This is a genomic window from Clostridium lundense DSM 17049 (genome assembly GCF_000619945.1).
GTDB classification, from domain to species: Bacteria; Bacillota; Clostridia; order Clostridiales; family Clostridiaceae; genus Clostridium_AO; species Clostridium_AO lundense.
This window is the reverse complement of sequence record NZ_JHVC01000001.1, coordinates 34,107-50,362: the sequence shown is the minus strand read 5'-3', so window position 1 is coordinate 50,362 and position 16,256 is coordinate 34,107. Positions and strand designations below refer to the sequence as shown.

The following is a 16,256-nucleotide window of genomic DNA, read 5'->3' as shown; positions in this document are numbered from 1 at the left end:
ATAAAATTTATTATAATTTGGAGGAAATTTTAATGAATGAATCACTATTAGCTCAGTTTGGTAATTCTTTAGAACGTATAGAAAAAGCATTGGATGATCTTAAACAAGGAAAAGGAGTACTTCTTGTTGATGATGAAAATCGTGAAAATGAAGGAGATCTTATTTTTCCTGCTGAAACCATTACAATACCTCAGATGGCTATGTTAATTAGAGAATGTAGTGGTATTGTTTGCCTTTGTCTAACAGATGAAAAAGTTAAAAATTTAAATTTACCTCAAATGGTTCCTGATAATACATGTAAGTATGAAACTGCATTTACTATATCAATTGAGGCTGAAGAAGGTGTAACTACAGGGGTTTCCGCTGCTGATAGAGTTACTACAATTCTTACTGCGGTAAAGGATGACTGTAAACCTGAAGAACTATGTCATCCTGGTCATGTCTTCCCTCTTCGTGCACGTACAGGTGGTGTTTTAGTCAGACGTGGCCATACAGAAGGCACTGTTGATCTTATGAGTTTAGCAGGATATAAACCTGCAGGAATTTTATGCGAGCTTACAAATCCAGATGGAACCATGGCTCGCCTGCCACAGATAGTTAATTTTGCTAAAAAACATAATATGACTGTTGTTTCCATTGAAGATATTGTTCAGTATAAACAAAATATGTAATATATTAAAATTTAAAAACGTTTAGACTAAAATTGAGGACACTAAAAAGTGTCCTCTAATTTTAATAATGATATAATCTTCCTAATAATATAACTTAAATATACTTAAACTATATATATTAATATTCTAAAATTAGATAAATGCTATATTTTTATAGGAGATGAAGGATATGAAAATGCCTTTCTTACCAAAAAGTATTCTAGGTAAATGGTCAATTGGATTAAGTATTTCTTTTATTATTTTAATTTGGCTTAAAATACAATTTGAGATTCATGTTATGACATTTTTAATTGCAGCTTTAGGATTAGCAGGCTTTTTTACTAGCATTGTCTCAATAATTAAAAATAAAGACAGAGGAGTATTATATTTTATACCTATTCTAGTTGGGTTAATAATTATATGGTGGATCGCTGGTGAAATGATTTATCCACATTAAAAATCGTAATTTTTAAAATTATATGGTATATAACTATATAAGCGGAAAACTATAAAAAAGTACACAATAGAAATAAACTATATATATTGCGAAAGGAGACTATAATGAAAAGCAAATCTATCGTTTCTACAAACTTCAATGATATTGAAGATAGTATAAGAAAAGATATAAACAATTTGATGAAAAACTATAAAATTGAACTAAAATCCTTGAGTAAAATGCTAGGAGTAGATTATGTTTGGTTCAAAGACTATATGGATGGAAAAAACGATTTATATGATTTTTTTACTGATACTGTAAATTCTAAAGACAATAATAAAGAGAATTTGAATAATTCCAATGCTCCCAACCCCGCGCATTTATGCAATATGATTTCCATGTTATCTGAGGGAGTATTGGCAATAAATGAAGATGAACGAGTTAAAGCAGTCATAGATGTGCTAATACATGTGTTTGAAATTAACTATGAAACTTTAGCCATATATTCAGGACTTGAGTTGAAAGATTTGCAAAGTTTTATGAATGATACTAATTCTATTTCCTGCGAGAAAAAATACAAATTAGCAGTAGCAAGTCTATTTTTGCATTATTTATTTAAAAGATAGCCAAATCAATTCACAATTTTCTTATTTTACAAGTCAAAAGTTACAAACAAAATAATAACTTATACACTACCTAATTTATATGTAGTCCATGTATAAAATAAGTAAAATGAAGTCTTATATGAGAATATATATGCTATATTGTGAGGAGGTTTATTATGTTAGGTAAACGAAGAGATGTCTTAAAGTATCGAAAAATAGCTTTGAAATGTTTGTTTATTTCTATAACACTAAGCATTTTAGCAACAATAGCTAGTTATGTTTATTTAATAACCTTATCTAAAGTATTTCTATATCTAAGTATATTACTATTAATAATTTTTATAGTAATATCTTTTTTGTTTTGGAGATGCCCAAGATGTAAAAAGAGGTTGCCAATTAGATTTGATATTAAAAATAATGTTGATGAAGTTTCATGCCCATATTGTAATATGAACTTTTTACATGATGATATTAATAATTAGATATGCATTATTTAACCTAAAAGAATAGGTTATTAAATTATTTATATGGCACTCCTAACAAGTAAAATAATGCTTGTTTAATTATATTTTGAAGTTTATTATAAATTAAAGAAAGCTGGACTTTATATACAACATATTGGAAATACTGTTATAATTATTATATAAATAAATTTTACTATACTTTATTTTACCTATTAACAAAGATCAGCGTCTTAAGATTTTACCCTGTGCTATTATAATTACTTCTATTTTTAGACACTCTAGTATCTTAAGTCATATTTTGGGTGGTTTATAAATATAGTAATGAAATTAAATAAATATTTAATATATTGGAGATAGACTTTATGAATAAGAAATTACAAAAAAATAAATTTAAAATTTGTTTTACAAAAACAGGACGTATTATATTATCTATGTGTATAGGTGCTATAATCGGTATATTTATGGCAATATTCGGCAAACATATTTTTGATAATATGGATACATTTAATGATATTATTTTTTCAATACCTTTATTAATTGCTCTTCTTATGGTTGCATTTATGCTTCAGTTAATTTTGCATGAAGCAGGTCATTTAATTTGTGGAATTTGGTCTGGATATGAATTTGTATCTTTTAGAGTTGGAAGTCTAACATTTGTAAAAGAAGATGGTAACATAGTACTTAAGAAATTCAAAGTTGCTGGAACAGGTGGACAATGTCTTATGATGCCACCAGAAGGAAATGGATATGATTGTCCCTACATTCTTTATAACTTAGGTGGTATATTAATGAATTTTTTAGTCTCCTGCTTATGCATAATTTTATATATAGTATTCCCTATGCCAAAATTAATAGCAATGTTTTTAATTTTTACCGCTATTAGCGGAATCTATGATGTAATTGTAAATGGTATACCCATGAAAGTAAGTGGTATTTCTAATGATGGACATAATATACTTTCAATGAAAAAAGATAAACTTTCACGACACTCATTTTATATACAACTTAGAGTAAATGGACTTCTTTATCAAGGCATACGAATAAAAGACATGCCTCTTCGTTGGTTTGAGCTTCCACCTAATGCTAACTTAAACCATTCGTTAATCAGCAGCATAAAATGTCTAGAAGCTACTTATTATCATGATAAAAAAGAATTTGATAAAGCAAAAGAATGTTATGAAACTCTATTAAATAATGCACCTAATCTAATTAAATTATTCCAAAATGAAATCAATTGTGAGCTTCTTTTTTATGAAATAATAGGTCAATGTAGAAAAGAAATAATTGATAAATTATACACAAAAGAATTAAAAAAGTATATAAAGCTAACAGATTGTTATATAACAAGAAAGCGTTTGATGTATGCTTACGCTGTTATAGTTGAAAAAGACAATGTAAAAGCAGATAAACTATTGAAGGAAATTGATATAGTTAAAAAAACATATCCTGCCAAAGCTGAAGTTGAAAGTGAACTTGAAATAATAGAGTTTATCCGATGGCTACCATCCGTAACACTCCCATCCTCTTTAGGTGTGAGATATTAGAACTCTTGAGCTTTTAGCGATTTAGAGTTCTTATGCTGTGCATAACGGCTGATACGCCCCTGGATAAGTTCTTCTAATGCTCAGATGGAGAAAGGCATTCCTCATAAGCAAACTCCACCTGAGTCTAAGAATCACTTGATAAAACAAAAATATTTAAAAACTTTCTAATACTCAGCAATGTTTGTAACTATATCCAGCTTTTTTATTTTATTAATTGGCCCAATAATTGATACATAGGTTGCTATTATAACTAAGAAAATTATAACTATTAATTCATGAATAGGAATAGCCCAAGGTAGTCCCCACTTTGCATTTATAGCTTGCATAAAGATAAATCTATGAAGTGGCAGCCCTATTATGCATCCTACAATACATCCACAAACAGTATAGGTGGCAGCTTCAGCAGTAATCAATCTTTTAAGCTGTTCTGTACTCATACCAATTGCTCTCATGCAGCCATATTCTTTCATCTTTGCTGAAATGCTCATATTCATACTGTTTATGATATTAAATACAGTTATAGATGCAATACACACAAGGAATCCATAAATAAAAACAGAAAAAGAAAATCTTACTGCTTTGACTTCCGCATTACTACTACGCTGATCAGAAAAAACATATCCTTTTGCTAAATTTCGAATAGCTTTTACATTTTCTTCATTTGCATTTTTATTAAGCTGAATATCAATAATGGTATAGTGATCATTACCTATAATTCTCTTAAAAGTATCCTCATTGCATATAACCGTCTCAGTACCTTTCTGTTTATCAAAAGGACTTGTAGCTAATATTCCTGCCACATTAACTGTATTAGTTCCATATGATGTGGTGGAAATTTTAATTTTATCCCCAACTTTCCATGGTAAATCCTTTGAATACACAAGCAATACATTTCCAATCCCCTCTGAAACTGTCTTAATATCTCCATCTACAAGTTGCCCTGTGGACCATTTAAATTGGTTCTTTTCATAGGAAACAAGATCAATCTTTCCTTTAGATTCATCCACAGTAACAGGAATGTTATAAGAAAAAGCTCTCCCATATGCCCTCTTAACATCCGGATTAGCTGCAACTTTATTTATAACTTCATTTGAAATAGATTGCGTATTATCTTTACTAACAATAGATAAATCTGGTGTCCAAGGTCTTGCCGGCTTAATAGCCTGATCCGTAAAATCAATTCCCACACTAAAACACAGAAATAAAACAATGCTTATAGAAAAAGATCCTACCATCAAAAACAAATTCTTTTTTCTTGTATAAGCATGATACATGCCTAGGGCAATATCAATTTTGTTATTCTTTATATTTACAGGCTTTTTATATATTCCATTATTGGATTCATTTATTTCTCCATTAATAGCACTTAAAGGAGATACTCTAGATGCTTTTTTACTAGGAGAAAAAGATGCTAAAATAACAGACAAAAGTCCTACCCCTGCACCTGATATTAAACTAATTAAACTTACATTAAATACAGGCATTTCGCTAAAATAAGTTGGATTTACATTTCTTAAAAAAGCACTTAATATCCAAACAGTTACTGTGCCTGATAATAAACCAATGGGAATTGCCTTAAAACTAAATCTTAACCCTTCATAAAGTACATATCTTTTTACTTGGTCTTTAGATGCCCCTATACACCTTAAAAGTCCAAAAAATCTAATTCTCTTCATAACTGTTGTATTAAAGGAACTTGATATCATTAAAATTGCAGCAATTAAAATAAGTAGAAAAAGAAAACCTGCTGTGGTATATAATTGAACTACATAGCTATCCTTGGTCTGTCCTAGAACCGCCATCAAATATTTGTTTTCATGTATTTTATCCTTTTTAATGGATACTTCATTAGAAATATCATCTATGGTTTTCTGCATACTTTTATGAGGTTTAAATTGAATATAAAATCTCTTTGGAAAACTATTTTCCGGGAAATTAACCTTCATAGCTTCCGGAGTTAAAATACAACCATATCCATCATATTTGAGCAAGGTTGACACATCATTACAAAATCCTGAAATTTCAAGTGTAATTATTTTCTTATCAGGAGTATTAATTATTATGCTGTCACCAATAGTTAATTTGAGACGTTCTTTTGCTGAAATGTTAATTAACATTTCATTTGGCTTAGTAGGATAATTCCCCTCCTGAACTTTTATGCCAAACTGCTTAGCCATTTCTTTGTCAACTGCATTTGGGTATATTGGTTTTCCTTTTAAAGTATAACTACCACTTTTACTAATAGTAAAAATCCACCCTGAACAAGCGATTTCTGGACGTGAAGAAATTAACTCTGCCTGCTCATTTGTTATATCTTTCATCATTACATGCCAATTACCATATTGATTAATCATGCTAGCCTTTTGAGTTTTTATCTCCATTTCTGCCATACCAAAAACAGTTGTTACAAGAAATACAGAAATTATAATACTTATAAGTGTCATTTTATTTTCTTTTTTATGCACTTTATTATATTCTTTCACCAAATGAAGGTAGTGTGTCATTTTATAGCACCTCCAAGATCAGAAAGCTCCCCATCTGTTACACGGAGAATTCGATCTGCTGCAGAAGCTATATTAACATTATGTGTAATCATTAAAATAGTCTGTTGATAACGTCGTGACATAGATTTTAAAAGAGAAACCACATCATTACTGTTTTTAGTGTCCAGATTACCTGTAGGCTCATCTGCTAAAATAAGCATTGGATTTTCAATTAAAGCCCTGCCAATTGCTACTCTTTGCTGCTGTCCACCAGAAAGCTGATTGGGCAAATGATTTCTTCTATCTTTTAAACCCAAAACTTCTAATATTTCTTCTACAAATTGCTGATCCGGCTTTTTATAGTCCAATAGTAGTGGAAAAATAATATTTTGCTCCACATTTAATTCAGGAATTAAATTAAAAGCTTGAAAAACAAAGCCTATATTTCTACGCCTAAATATAGTTAAGTCCTTTTCATTCATAGAAAATATATCTCTTCCATCAATAATTACTTTTCCTGAAGTTGGAGTATCTAATCCACCAATTTCATTTAGCAAAGTGCTTTTACCCGATCCAGATTCTCCAACTATAGCAACAAATTCTCCTTTTGCAACCTTAAATGAAACATTTTTTAGAGCTTGAACTTTATTTTCACCACTTCCATATACTTTACTTAAATTCTTTACTTCTAGTATATCCATTCTTCATTCCACCTTCCTTTACTGGTAGAATAACAAATTACTCTTACTCTAAAGTGTATCTAATCTTACTTTTTTGTAAGCTTAATGAATGTAAGAGTAAATTCTGTTCCTTCATTTAATTTACTGCTAACTGTTATATTACCCCCATTAGCTTCTATAATAGACTTAGCAAGGGATAATCCAAGTCCAGCACCATCACGATTTGTTGAATATTTACTTCTATAAAACCGTTTAAATATATTATGTATATCTTCTGGATGTATTCCTCCCCCATTATCTACAATCTTTATTTCTATAAAAATGGGGTTTTCCCTCCAATTAATACTGATGGTATTTTCTGATATTGTGTGATCTAGTGCATTTTTAATTATGTTTCCAATTGCTTCAATCATCCAGTCACGGTCACATATTAATGAAATATTACTATCACCACTATAGTAAATTTTCTTATGCTCATTTTTAGCTCTTATTTGGAGAGGTTCAATTGCATCTTGGATAATATATAAAACATTCTCCTTTCTTTTTTCAAAATCCATAATTCCAGTATCCAATTTCGCCATCTTTAATAAATTTAATACTAATAACTCCATTCTTTCTATAGAATGATTAGATTTTATGGTAAATCTCTTTATTGTATCAGGATTATCATATTCATCAATTATAATTTCATTGTACATTTTTAATGCAGAAATAGGTGTCTTTAATTGATGAGAAATATCTGATATTATTCCCTTTAATAATTCTTTCATTTGTTTTTCTTTTTGTAAGTGAGTGTATAGCATGGTGGCCATTTCATTAATAGATCCCAAAAACTGCGAAAACGTCCCTTCTTTCTCACTATCCAATCTTACTGAAAAATCTCCTTCTATATACTGATGAATAACATTTGAAGCTTTAATAATAGCTTTTCTTTGCATATTCAAATAAGCTATTATTAAAATTAAAAGGGTAATAGATACTATAACAAGAAAAAAAACTAAATTATGTTTGTTATTTTCATTAAATTCTTTGATACTAGGCAAATATGTATTTCTCATATCACTTTTATAACCTATAGATTTCAATAACTTTTTTCCCTTTTCAATTTGCACTTCACTTTTTTCAGAAGTAATAACTTTAGCTACATCAGCTGGAGACATGCCTTGTTCTAATAAATATCCAGCCATCTCAGCATCATTATTAACTATTGTCCCCTTCATACTATTTACATTTTGTGAAAAGATAAAAAATCCACTACTCCATAAAAAAATAAGTGAAATAAAAATACCAATTACTAAAAATCTATTAATCCTATCCCTTATGAAATCCAACTACTTCACCCCATTGTTTTCATTTTTCCATTTATACCCCATTCTACGTACTGTTAATAATATTTTAGGGTTGGATGGATTTTTCTCAATCTTCATTCTTAATCTTCTAATATATACAGATAAAGTATTATCGTCTATATAGTCACCGTTATTATCCCAAAGATAATCAAGTATTTGTTGCCTAGTCAAAATTCTATTTTCATTTTCCATAAGATAACATAATAAACGATATTCAACGGAAGTAACTTCAATTTCTTGTCCATCTTTAAATGCTCTATTTTCTAATAAATTCACTAAAATATTATTAGACTCAAGAGTGGTTGGCTTAGCTTGAAAAACATTAGACCGCCTTATTAAAGCTTGAATTCGAGAAATAAGTTCATTTAATTTAAATGGTTTTGTAATATAATCATCACCACCAATGTCTAAGCCCTTAACTATATTAATCTCCTCATCTAACGCTGTAAGAAAAATAATGGGAACAGTTGAATTTCTTCTAACATTCTTACAAATATCATATCCTGTACCATCAGGTAAAGTAATATCCAAAATGAGTAAATCAAATTTATTTTTAGATAATAAATCCATGGCCTCTAAAACTGTTTGTGCAATGTTCAAATTGAATCCAGCCTTTGTCAAAGAATACTCCAAACCATCAATTAAACTTATATCATCTTCAACAAGCAATATATTTATACATTTTGTTTCCCTCATTTTAATCCCCCACTTTTTACTAAAATGTCCTTCAACACACTTTTTCCCTTTGTAGGAAGTCTTTTTTACTATTTATTATATTTGCTTAAAGAAATAATATCAATCTGCTATTACTTCATTGAACATTGTAAATGCTAAATAAATTTTGTTCATTTATTCACATAATAAAAAATAGGAGTGTTCACATAACTCTCCTATTTTCCCTTAGTTATATATTATAATTAGCTTACAATATTACTATATCATTTCTCAATATATATTTAGCACCAGTATCTACGTTACCAAAAATAAGGTAACTTGTACCCCATTAGCCGCTTATGCTTGAATACAATAAATTTATTTAGTTACCACATTATCATATATTTTCCCATCCAAGCATAAAGCTGCCACCGCACCAACATGCTTTCCTTTGCCACCAGCAGAATCAATATCAACATTCTTAAGAGTTACATTGTAAATACTTCCCTCTTCAACATATCCAAATAAACCAATATATTTTGCTGTTTTATTAGTAGTCTTCAAGTTGCTAATTGTAAAACCATTACCATTAAATGAACCAGTGAAAGGATTATTATCATCACCAATAGCTACCCATTCTTGTGTTAGGGAAATATTTGCATCTAAGATATAATTATATGACATTGTATATTTACCTTTTCCAATTTCGCGAAGTTGTTCCTCTGTCTTAACCATATAATAAGTTTTTTTACCTATAGTTGTTGTTTGCATATCTGTAGTTTTTAATGTTTTAGCACTTACTACTCCAGTATTTATAACTGTCATTATCCCTAGTAATAGTACTAGCAATCCCCTAAATAAGGATTTCATATTACACACCTGCCTTAAAACGAATTAGTAATGAGATGACCTTGTATTCATTGCAGTACCTATTATTTTAAGTATCTTCATTTCGGCTAATGGGAAAATATTCTTGTACAAGTTAATTAATTATACATTGTCATTACAATTTATGTCAATGCAGTGTTTTAAAGGTATGTCCTAGCACTCCTCCTAATCAATATCTCAAGTTATAAAGTAAAATAGATAATCCATACAATATATAAATATGAGCTGGGTAAAATATATAAAATAACTTCTTCATAGATTTACCCTTTTCTCCATTATATAAAAACATAAAAATTACAGCAAACACACCCATCCATTCGTAGTAATCTGTAAACATAAGTCTTAAACTAATAGGTTTTATAAATAAAATTGGTATTATAGTCATCCATAAAAACTGAAATAGTCCAAAAGCTGTTAACTGTACCTTTCTATTTTTGTAAAAAATATATAGTATAAGGCCAGACATAATAACATAAATACCACCTTCAACTATAGAAGGCGCTGGTAAAACTGTATAAAATAAAATATTTGCATAAATTCTTAAAGAATCTGTTAAAATATAAGCTAAAAATGGTCCAATAATGTATGGTATAACAAAAGGTGCCATAAAAAATAGCAATCCTTTAAATATTTTCTTTTCCCTAAAATAATCAATACCCATAAACATAACCATAAGTATAACAAAAGTAGAGAGTATTCCATTCATAGCATAAAAACCATCTCCTCTTCGAAATTGCGGAATAGTTTCCATTAAAAATCTTACAACTCCCATTCCAATTGATATTAAATAAATTCTTAAGAAATATTTTTTCTTATTAGAAGTATGAGTATATCCTTCTATCATCATAAATAAAAATAACCCACCAGCTAATCTCCCAATCCAAGAAAATGCAACAGGCACCTTACCTGTAAATTCAAAAAAATAATGAATATGATCAAATACCATAAATATAAGAGCTAATAATTTAACTTGAAATCCAGTAATTCCTTTTTTGCTTATTTCTAAAGTCATTTTAATTCCTCCATATCAAATAATTCTTAGAAATCGTTATCCGATGACGTAGCCGCTCTTTACTTCCACTTTTAAGAAGATGGGGGGATTAGAGCGGGTAGTCATAGGATAAATTCTACATATAATCTAACATCTAATTATAAAAATTTTATAAAGTTTGTCCAAAAAAATAATTGATAGTCATAAATTTCATATGGAACAAGTAAATAACTATATTTATAAATTATGATATAATTAAAATTAAATAAACAGAGCTCTTATCTTCTGATAAAAATTATAATCCATGAAAGTAGGTAGAAAGAATATGGCTTCAAATATAGAATTTGTAGAATATGTTTGTGATCAAATAAGTGGTGCTGGTACTATAACTTACAGGAAGATGTTTGGTGATTATGGCGTGTACTGTAATAGAAAAATAATAGGATTAATATGTGATGATCAATTTTTCCTAAAGAAAACTGAAAGTGGTAAAGACTTATTACATGAAGTGGTAGAAGCCCCTGCCTATAAAGGTGCAAAACCATCTTTTTTAATTGAATGTTTGGATAATAGAGAATATTTGGCTGAAGTCGTGTCTGCAACTTATAAAGAACTGCCAATGCCAAAACCTAAAAAGGAAAAATAATCAAGGTCATTTCTAAAAGTAACATTACGATACAGGGATTCTGTTTCTGTTTCGAATATAAAATTTAGAACAAGATATTATGATAACTATAAAAATTGTTTAATAAAAAGCTGATAATATGTTATTTACAGGGAGGATACAATGGAGAAAAAAGAAATAAATTATATAAAAGGTGACGCAACAAACCCTCAAGCTGAAGGAAAGAAAATTATTGTTCATGTTTGCAACGATATAGGTGGTTGGGGAAAAGGTTTTGTTTTAGCACTATCAAAAAGATGGCTAAAACCTGAACAGGAATATCGCAATTGGTATAAATCTGGGAATGATTTTAAACTTGGTGAAGTCCAGTTTGTAGAAGTAGATTCAGATATTATTGTTGCAAATATGATTGGACAAAGAGGGATAAAGGGAACTAAGTCTGTTCCTCCAATTAGATATGAAGCTATTGATAAATGCTTAAAAAAAGTTGGAGATAAAGCTAATGAAATACATGCAAGTGTTCATATGCCAAGAATAGGCTGTGGTTTAGCTGGTGGAGAATGGAGACTTATTGAACCACTAATTAATCAAAATCTTATCCATAGAAATATTGATGTGTTTGTGTATGATCTTGATTAGTTTATATTTTCTTAATATAACTAATTAAACCCTATCTTTTTAAATACACTTTCTTTTATAAAAATAAAATCCTCTGCAACATTATAATTATAAAGCTTTTCTTATAAGGCTGCTGACAAAATATATTTATCAGCAGCCTTAATAATATTATTACTCTTTTAAATTTTAACTAACATTTACATTTAATTATATATTTGGTAAACTTTATATTGAAGTTACTTCATACCTGGAAAACTTTATGTAATATTAACCTAAGAAAGAGAGTGATTAAATGAAGAAAACCTTTATAAACTTTGGAAAAGTGATTATATTTTTTCTTTGTTGGAGTATCACAATAGTAACCCTGCTAACAGTTTGGGAATATCCAGAGTTTGTCTCCAATAAGGATTATTTATTGCGTTTGTATTGGGAAACAGCACCACTAATAGTGACGATTTTAATGACAATTATTTTTGCAAAAATAGTTGAAAGAAAAAATACTATTAAAATTCCTATCTTCAAAAATTCCATTGATACTATAATATTCGGAATTGTAGTAGGTGTATTATGGATTGGGATGGTGTTACTGGTTGCTTTAGGAATGGATATTTTACATATTGAAAAAATAACCTATCCACCTAATCTTTTTATATGGATATTAGCTATATTTCTAAATACAATTATGCAAGAATTACTGGTGCGTGGTTATATGTTTTCTCTATTAAATAGAGAATATAATTTGCCTGTTGCCATAATTATAACAACTATCATTTTCACATTTATGCACGGCGTTGCATTCCATGCTGGACTTTTAGCTTTAATAAATATAGTTACAACCAGTATTTTATTATCTTTAGTTGTAGTATATAAAAAAGGATTAGGAGCTTCAATTTTAATACATTTTATTTGGAATTCAGTTGGACGACTATGTGGTATTGTATCTTTACCAAATGATTATCCTATAATTTTCAAAACAACAATATCAGGAAGCAACTTAATTTCAGGTGGCAAGAGCGGCATTGAGGGAAGTATTATTGTTTTTTTCATAAATTGTATTTTAATTATTGGATTACTTATCTATGGTAGATTTCAAAGCAGAAAGCTTCCTAAATATGTGAATATGCGAAATAAGTATACCCCATAATTTTAATATTCTTTTTGACAAAAGATAGAAGTGCTAATATAACACCCCTATCCATTACTTAATAAAAAACTATATTAGGTTACAAAAATACTAAGAAACTTAACTAATATAGATGAGCCTATTTAATGCTAATGTTCCTTTTAAAAGATACCAATGTAGCAATAAAGTAACATAATAAAAGAATTATTATAACGCTGTACTTTATAAAAATATTATATGTTAATGTCCCTAATCCAATATAAGTAACTAATTGTCTGAAACTAGTTTTAACAAAACATGCTATTATAATTGCAGATCCTAAAAATGAAACTAATATTGGACAACCAAACCATACAGCCATTTGTTTTAAAATAATTTTATTTATAGAAGTATTTTCAACACCTAACTTTTTAAGTACATTAAACCTATACTTAAAATCTGTGGAATCTGCTAATTGTTGTAATGACAATACAGTTAAACACATAATAATTAAAATAACTCCTAAATATGTTAAAAGTAAACGAAAAGTAAGAGAACCTGAGATTCCTTCATTTATTTGAAGGGTTTTTATATTTATATTAGTACTATTCTTAGTAACTTTATCTATTTTTTCTGAATAACCTATAACATACTTTACTAGCTCCATTGCTCTATCATAGGAAAGTGTTTTTTTAGTATTAACATAAAAATTTGTATTTGCCACCAATAGATTTTTGCATACATTATCAGGAAGAATATATATAACATCTGTATAAGAATTATACAAAGTTTCCCCTAATGATACTTGATAATATGGTGTTTTTGAAATTTTTAATGGGCTGTTTTGAATAGTAATATACTTTTTATCTTTTAAAAATTCATTAATATTCTGAGAAGATACAGTACTATGCCATTGTGTTGCAAAACTATTCTCTTGTAATTTAATTTCATTTAAGCCTGCCATTTTTCTAAGATAATTATAATTAGAAAGAGAAATACCTAATATGGGAAAATCTGTCCTCAGTCTTCTATAAAAATCGTAATCATTAATAAAATACAGTTCTATTTGCACAAAATCTTTTATTTTAATCTCATTTTTATTTAAATAATCTACCACAAATCCATAATCCTTATTTGGTAGATTTTCTATTTTTTCAACATCATTATAATTACTAAATATTTGTATATCAAATACTGCACGTTCATCTAAATACCCTTTTGCCCACTGTGACATGGTGGTTGATAATATTAATGTCACTATAGATGATATTAAAGTAATTGTAATAATAGCCATAGTTTTTGAATTTGTCTTAAGTTTTGCTGAAAGCTGCCCAAATAAAAATAGATTTTCATCCTTATACTTAATATTTTTATATCTACTCTTTACAATCTGTATCAAATCTGAAATACAATAATATAAACCAAATATAAAAAATACTAAAAAAAATAAAGCTGCTACTATATAGCAATTATTAAAATACTTATCTACAGAATCAATTGAACTTATAAAAAAGTACATTTCAGTTGCAAATATTGAAATTATAATACCTATAACTGACAGACTTCCAACTAAACCACTAAATCTTATTAACCTATTTCTTTTTTTCATAAAAGAATACAGGCTACAGAAAAGTATAAAGATAATAGGCCATATCAATGCGCCGAAAAAAATAATTCTTACCCAAATTTCTAAACGACTATCATAAAATTTATTAAACACAATTACTCCTGTTATAATCATTATAATCGTTATAATTATACCAATTGTTATAAAAACTGGCATAGTTCTATCATTTTTAAAACCATCCACTTCTGTTTTTTTATTAGCATTAAGCATATCAATTATTTTAATTTTTTTTATGGTTCTTATGTTAGCAATACCAATGATGCAAAACACTATTAAGAAAAATAATAAAGTAATAGCTATAGTATCTGAAAATAAAGAAAAACTTATCTTATATTTCTCCCCAAAAGAGTTCATTACAATTAGTGTAATAAATTGAGATATAAATGTTCCTAAAAAAATACCACAAACAATAGCTAGTGAACTCATAATAATTGTCTCAAGAAAAAATAAATATGCTGTTGTCTTTTGCTCCATGCCCATTATAGTCTGTATTGCAAATTCCTTTTGCTTTCTCTTTATCATATAATTATTTACATATTTAATAAGGAACAAAAGAATGGTTGTAATGACGGGTACCGCACGCTGCATAATTTTCTTTAACATATAAAGATTGTACTCTTCAGGTAATGAAGCTGTATAGTAAGGACTAGTAACAGCCATAACAGAATAGAATAATCCTACACATATAGTTATGGTTATTAAATAAATTAAATAATCTTTTGTAGAACGCCTCATATTACGAAATGCCAGCTTAATGTACATCACTTAAATTCCCCCCTAGTAGAGCCATAACATCAAGAATTTCACCAAAAAACTGTTTCCTAGTTTTATCTCCGCGTATTAATTCGCTGAATATAAGTCCATCTTTTAAAAATAAAATACGCTTAGAATAACTAGCTGAAAAAGCGTCATGTGTTACCATTAAAATCGTAGCATTTAATTTTTTATTCATACTTTGAATTGTATCTAACAACATTTGAGATGACCTACTATCTAGTGCTCCGGTTGGTTCATCTGCTAGTATAAGTTTTGGCTTGTTCACAATAGCTCTAGCACAGGCACAACGTTGTTTTTGCCCACCAGATACTTCGTAAGGAAATTTATCTAAAATATCGCCAATCCCTAATTGGTTTGCAATATTAAATACTTTGTTATCTATTTTTTTTATAGGGATCTTATTTATGGTAAGCGCAAATGCAATGTTTTCATGTATTGTAAGAGTATCAAGTAAATTAAAATCCTGAAAAATAAACCCTAAATTTTCTCTACGAAATCTAGCAATTTCTTTATCTTTAATTTCAGTAATATCCTTTCCATCAAGGAAAATATGTCCTGCACTTACTGTATCAATTGTAGAGATGCAATTTAAGAGAGTTGTTTTTCCAGAACCTGATGCCCCCATAATACCAATAAATTCACCTTCATTTACAGAAAAACTTATATCATCTATTGCCTTTGTAATATTTGTTTTTGTTCCGTAGTATTTTTGGATACTATCTAATCTTAATATCTCTTTCATTTCCATCACCTCGTGATTACT

16 protein-coding genes are annotated in these 16,256 nt (G+C 28.5%); 8 read left to right on the top strand and 8 right to left on the bottom strand.

Annotated elements, in window-relative coordinates; translation table 11 throughout:
- The first annotated feature begins 32 nt into the window (after nt 1–32).
- The 5 genes from ribB (at nt 33) to T514_RS23525 (ending at nt 3,699) form a co-directional block, all read left to right on the top strand.
- Complete coding sequence (ribB, locus tag T514_RS0100290; RefSeq protein WP_027622943.1) at nt 33–671, top strand: 3,4-dihydroxy-2-butanone-4-phosphate synthase; 639 nt, start codon at nt 33–35, stop codon at nt 669–671.
- A 169-nt stretch (nt 672–840) separates the two neighbouring features.
- Complete coding sequence (locus T514_RS0100285) at nt 841–1,107, top strand: hypothetical protein (protein WP_027622942.1); 267 nt, start codon at nt 841–843, stop codon at nt 1,105–1,107.
- A gap of 104 nt (nt 1,108–1,211) precedes the next feature.
- Complete coding sequence (locus T514_RS0100280; RefSeq protein WP_051541656.1) at nt 1,212–1,712, top strand: HTH domain-containing protein; 501 nt, start codon at nt 1,212–1,214, stop codon at nt 1,710–1,712.
- A 155-nt stretch (nt 1,713–1,867) separates the two neighbouring features.
- On the top strand, nt 1,868–2,173 hold the full coding sequence (locus T514_RS0100275) for a hypothetical protein (RefSeq protein ID WP_027622940.1): 306 nt from the start codon (nt 1,868–1,870) through the stop codon (nt 2,171–2,173).
- Between the two features lie 344 nt (nt 2,174–2,517).
- Nucleotides 2,518–3,699, top strand: coding sequence for a zinc metalloprotease (locus T514_RS23525; RefSeq protein WP_051541654.1), 1,182 nt, complete (start codon nt 2,518–2,520; stop codon nt 3,697–3,699).
- Between the two features lie 164 nt (nt 3,700–3,863).
- On the opposite strand, the gene T514_RS0100265 is transcribed toward T514_RS23525, so the two are convergent.
- The 6 genes from T514_RS0100265 to T514_RS0100240 form a co-directional block, all read right to left on the bottom strand.
- A complete protein-coding gene (locus tag T514_RS0100265; protein ID WP_027622939.1) occupies nt 3,864–6,203 on the bottom strand; it encodes an ABC transporter permease in 2,340 nt (779 codons plus the stop codon).
- Nucleotides 6,200–6,883, bottom strand: a complete 684-nt coding sequence (locus T514_RS0100260) for an ABC transporter ATP-binding protein (protein ID WP_027622938.1) — start codon at nt 6,881–6,883, stop codon at nt 6,200–6,202. The genes T514_RS0100265 and T514_RS0100260 overlap by 4 nt, the downstream gene beginning before the upstream one ends.
- Nucleotides 6,884–6,948: 65 nt before the next feature.
- A complete protein-coding gene (locus T514_RS0100255) occupies nt 6,949–8,193 on the bottom strand; it encodes a sensor histidine kinase (RefSeq protein WP_051541652.1) in 1,245 nt (414 codons plus the stop codon).
- On the bottom strand, nt 8,194–8,907 hold the full coding sequence (locus T514_RS0100250; protein WP_027622936.1) for a response regulator transcription factor: 714 nt from the start codon (nt 8,905–8,907) through the stop codon (nt 8,194–8,196).
- A 336-nt stretch (nt 8,908–9,243) separates the two neighbouring features.
- The gene (locus tag T514_RS0100245) at nt 9,244–9,735 is read right to left on the bottom strand and encodes a M26 family metallopeptidase (RefSeq protein WP_027622935.1); all 492 of its coding nucleotides are present in this window, start codon (nt 9,733–9,735) and stop codon (nt 9,244–9,246) included.
- A gap of 187 nt (nt 9,736–9,922) precedes the next feature.
- On the bottom strand, nt 9,923–10,765 hold the full coding sequence (locus tag T514_RS0100240) for a TraX family protein (protein ID WP_051541650.1): 843 nt from the start codon (nt 10,763–10,765) through the stop codon (nt 9,923–9,925).
- Nucleotides 10,766–11,069: 304 nt separating this feature from the next.
- Here T514_RS0100240 and T514_RS0100235 point away from each other — a divergent pair, with 304 nt between their 5' ends.
- The 3 genes from T514_RS0100235 to T514_RS0100225 all read left to right on the top strand — a co-directional run bounded on the left by T514_RS0100235 (nt 11,070) and on the right by T514_RS0100225 (nt 13,131).
- A complete protein-coding gene (locus tag T514_RS0100235) occupies nt 11,070–11,390 on the top strand; it encodes a TfoX/Sxy family protein (RefSeq protein WP_027622933.1) in 321 nt (106 codons plus the stop codon).
- 141 nt (nt 11,391–11,531) lie between these two features.
- Nucleotides 11,532–12,008, top strand: a complete 477-nt coding sequence (locus T514_RS0100230) for a macro domain-containing protein (RefSeq protein ID WP_034867788.1) — start codon at nt 11,532–11,534, stop codon at nt 12,006–12,008.
- 271 nt (nt 12,009–12,279) lie between these two features.
- Entirely contained in the window at nt 12,280–13,131 is an 852-nt protein-coding gene (locus T514_RS0100225; protein WP_027622931.1) for a CPBP family intramembrane glutamic endopeptidase, read from the top strand.
- Nucleotides 13,132–13,249: 118 nt separating this feature from the next.
- Here the strand turns inward: T514_RS0100225 and T514_RS0100220 are convergent, their stop codons facing one another.
- Complete coding sequence (locus tag T514_RS0100220) at nt 13,250–15,478, bottom strand: FtsX-like permease family protein (protein WP_027622930.1); 2,229 nt, start codon at nt 15,476–15,478, stop codon at nt 13,250–13,252.
- On the bottom strand, nt 15,468–16,235 hold the full coding sequence (locus T514_RS0100215; protein ID WP_027622929.1) for an ABC transporter ATP-binding protein: 768 nt from the start codon (nt 16,233–16,235) through the stop codon (nt 15,468–15,470). Before T514_RS0100215 ends, T514_RS0100220 begins: the two co-directional genes overlap by 11 nt.
- Nucleotides 16,236–16,256 lie beyond the last annotated feature (21 nt).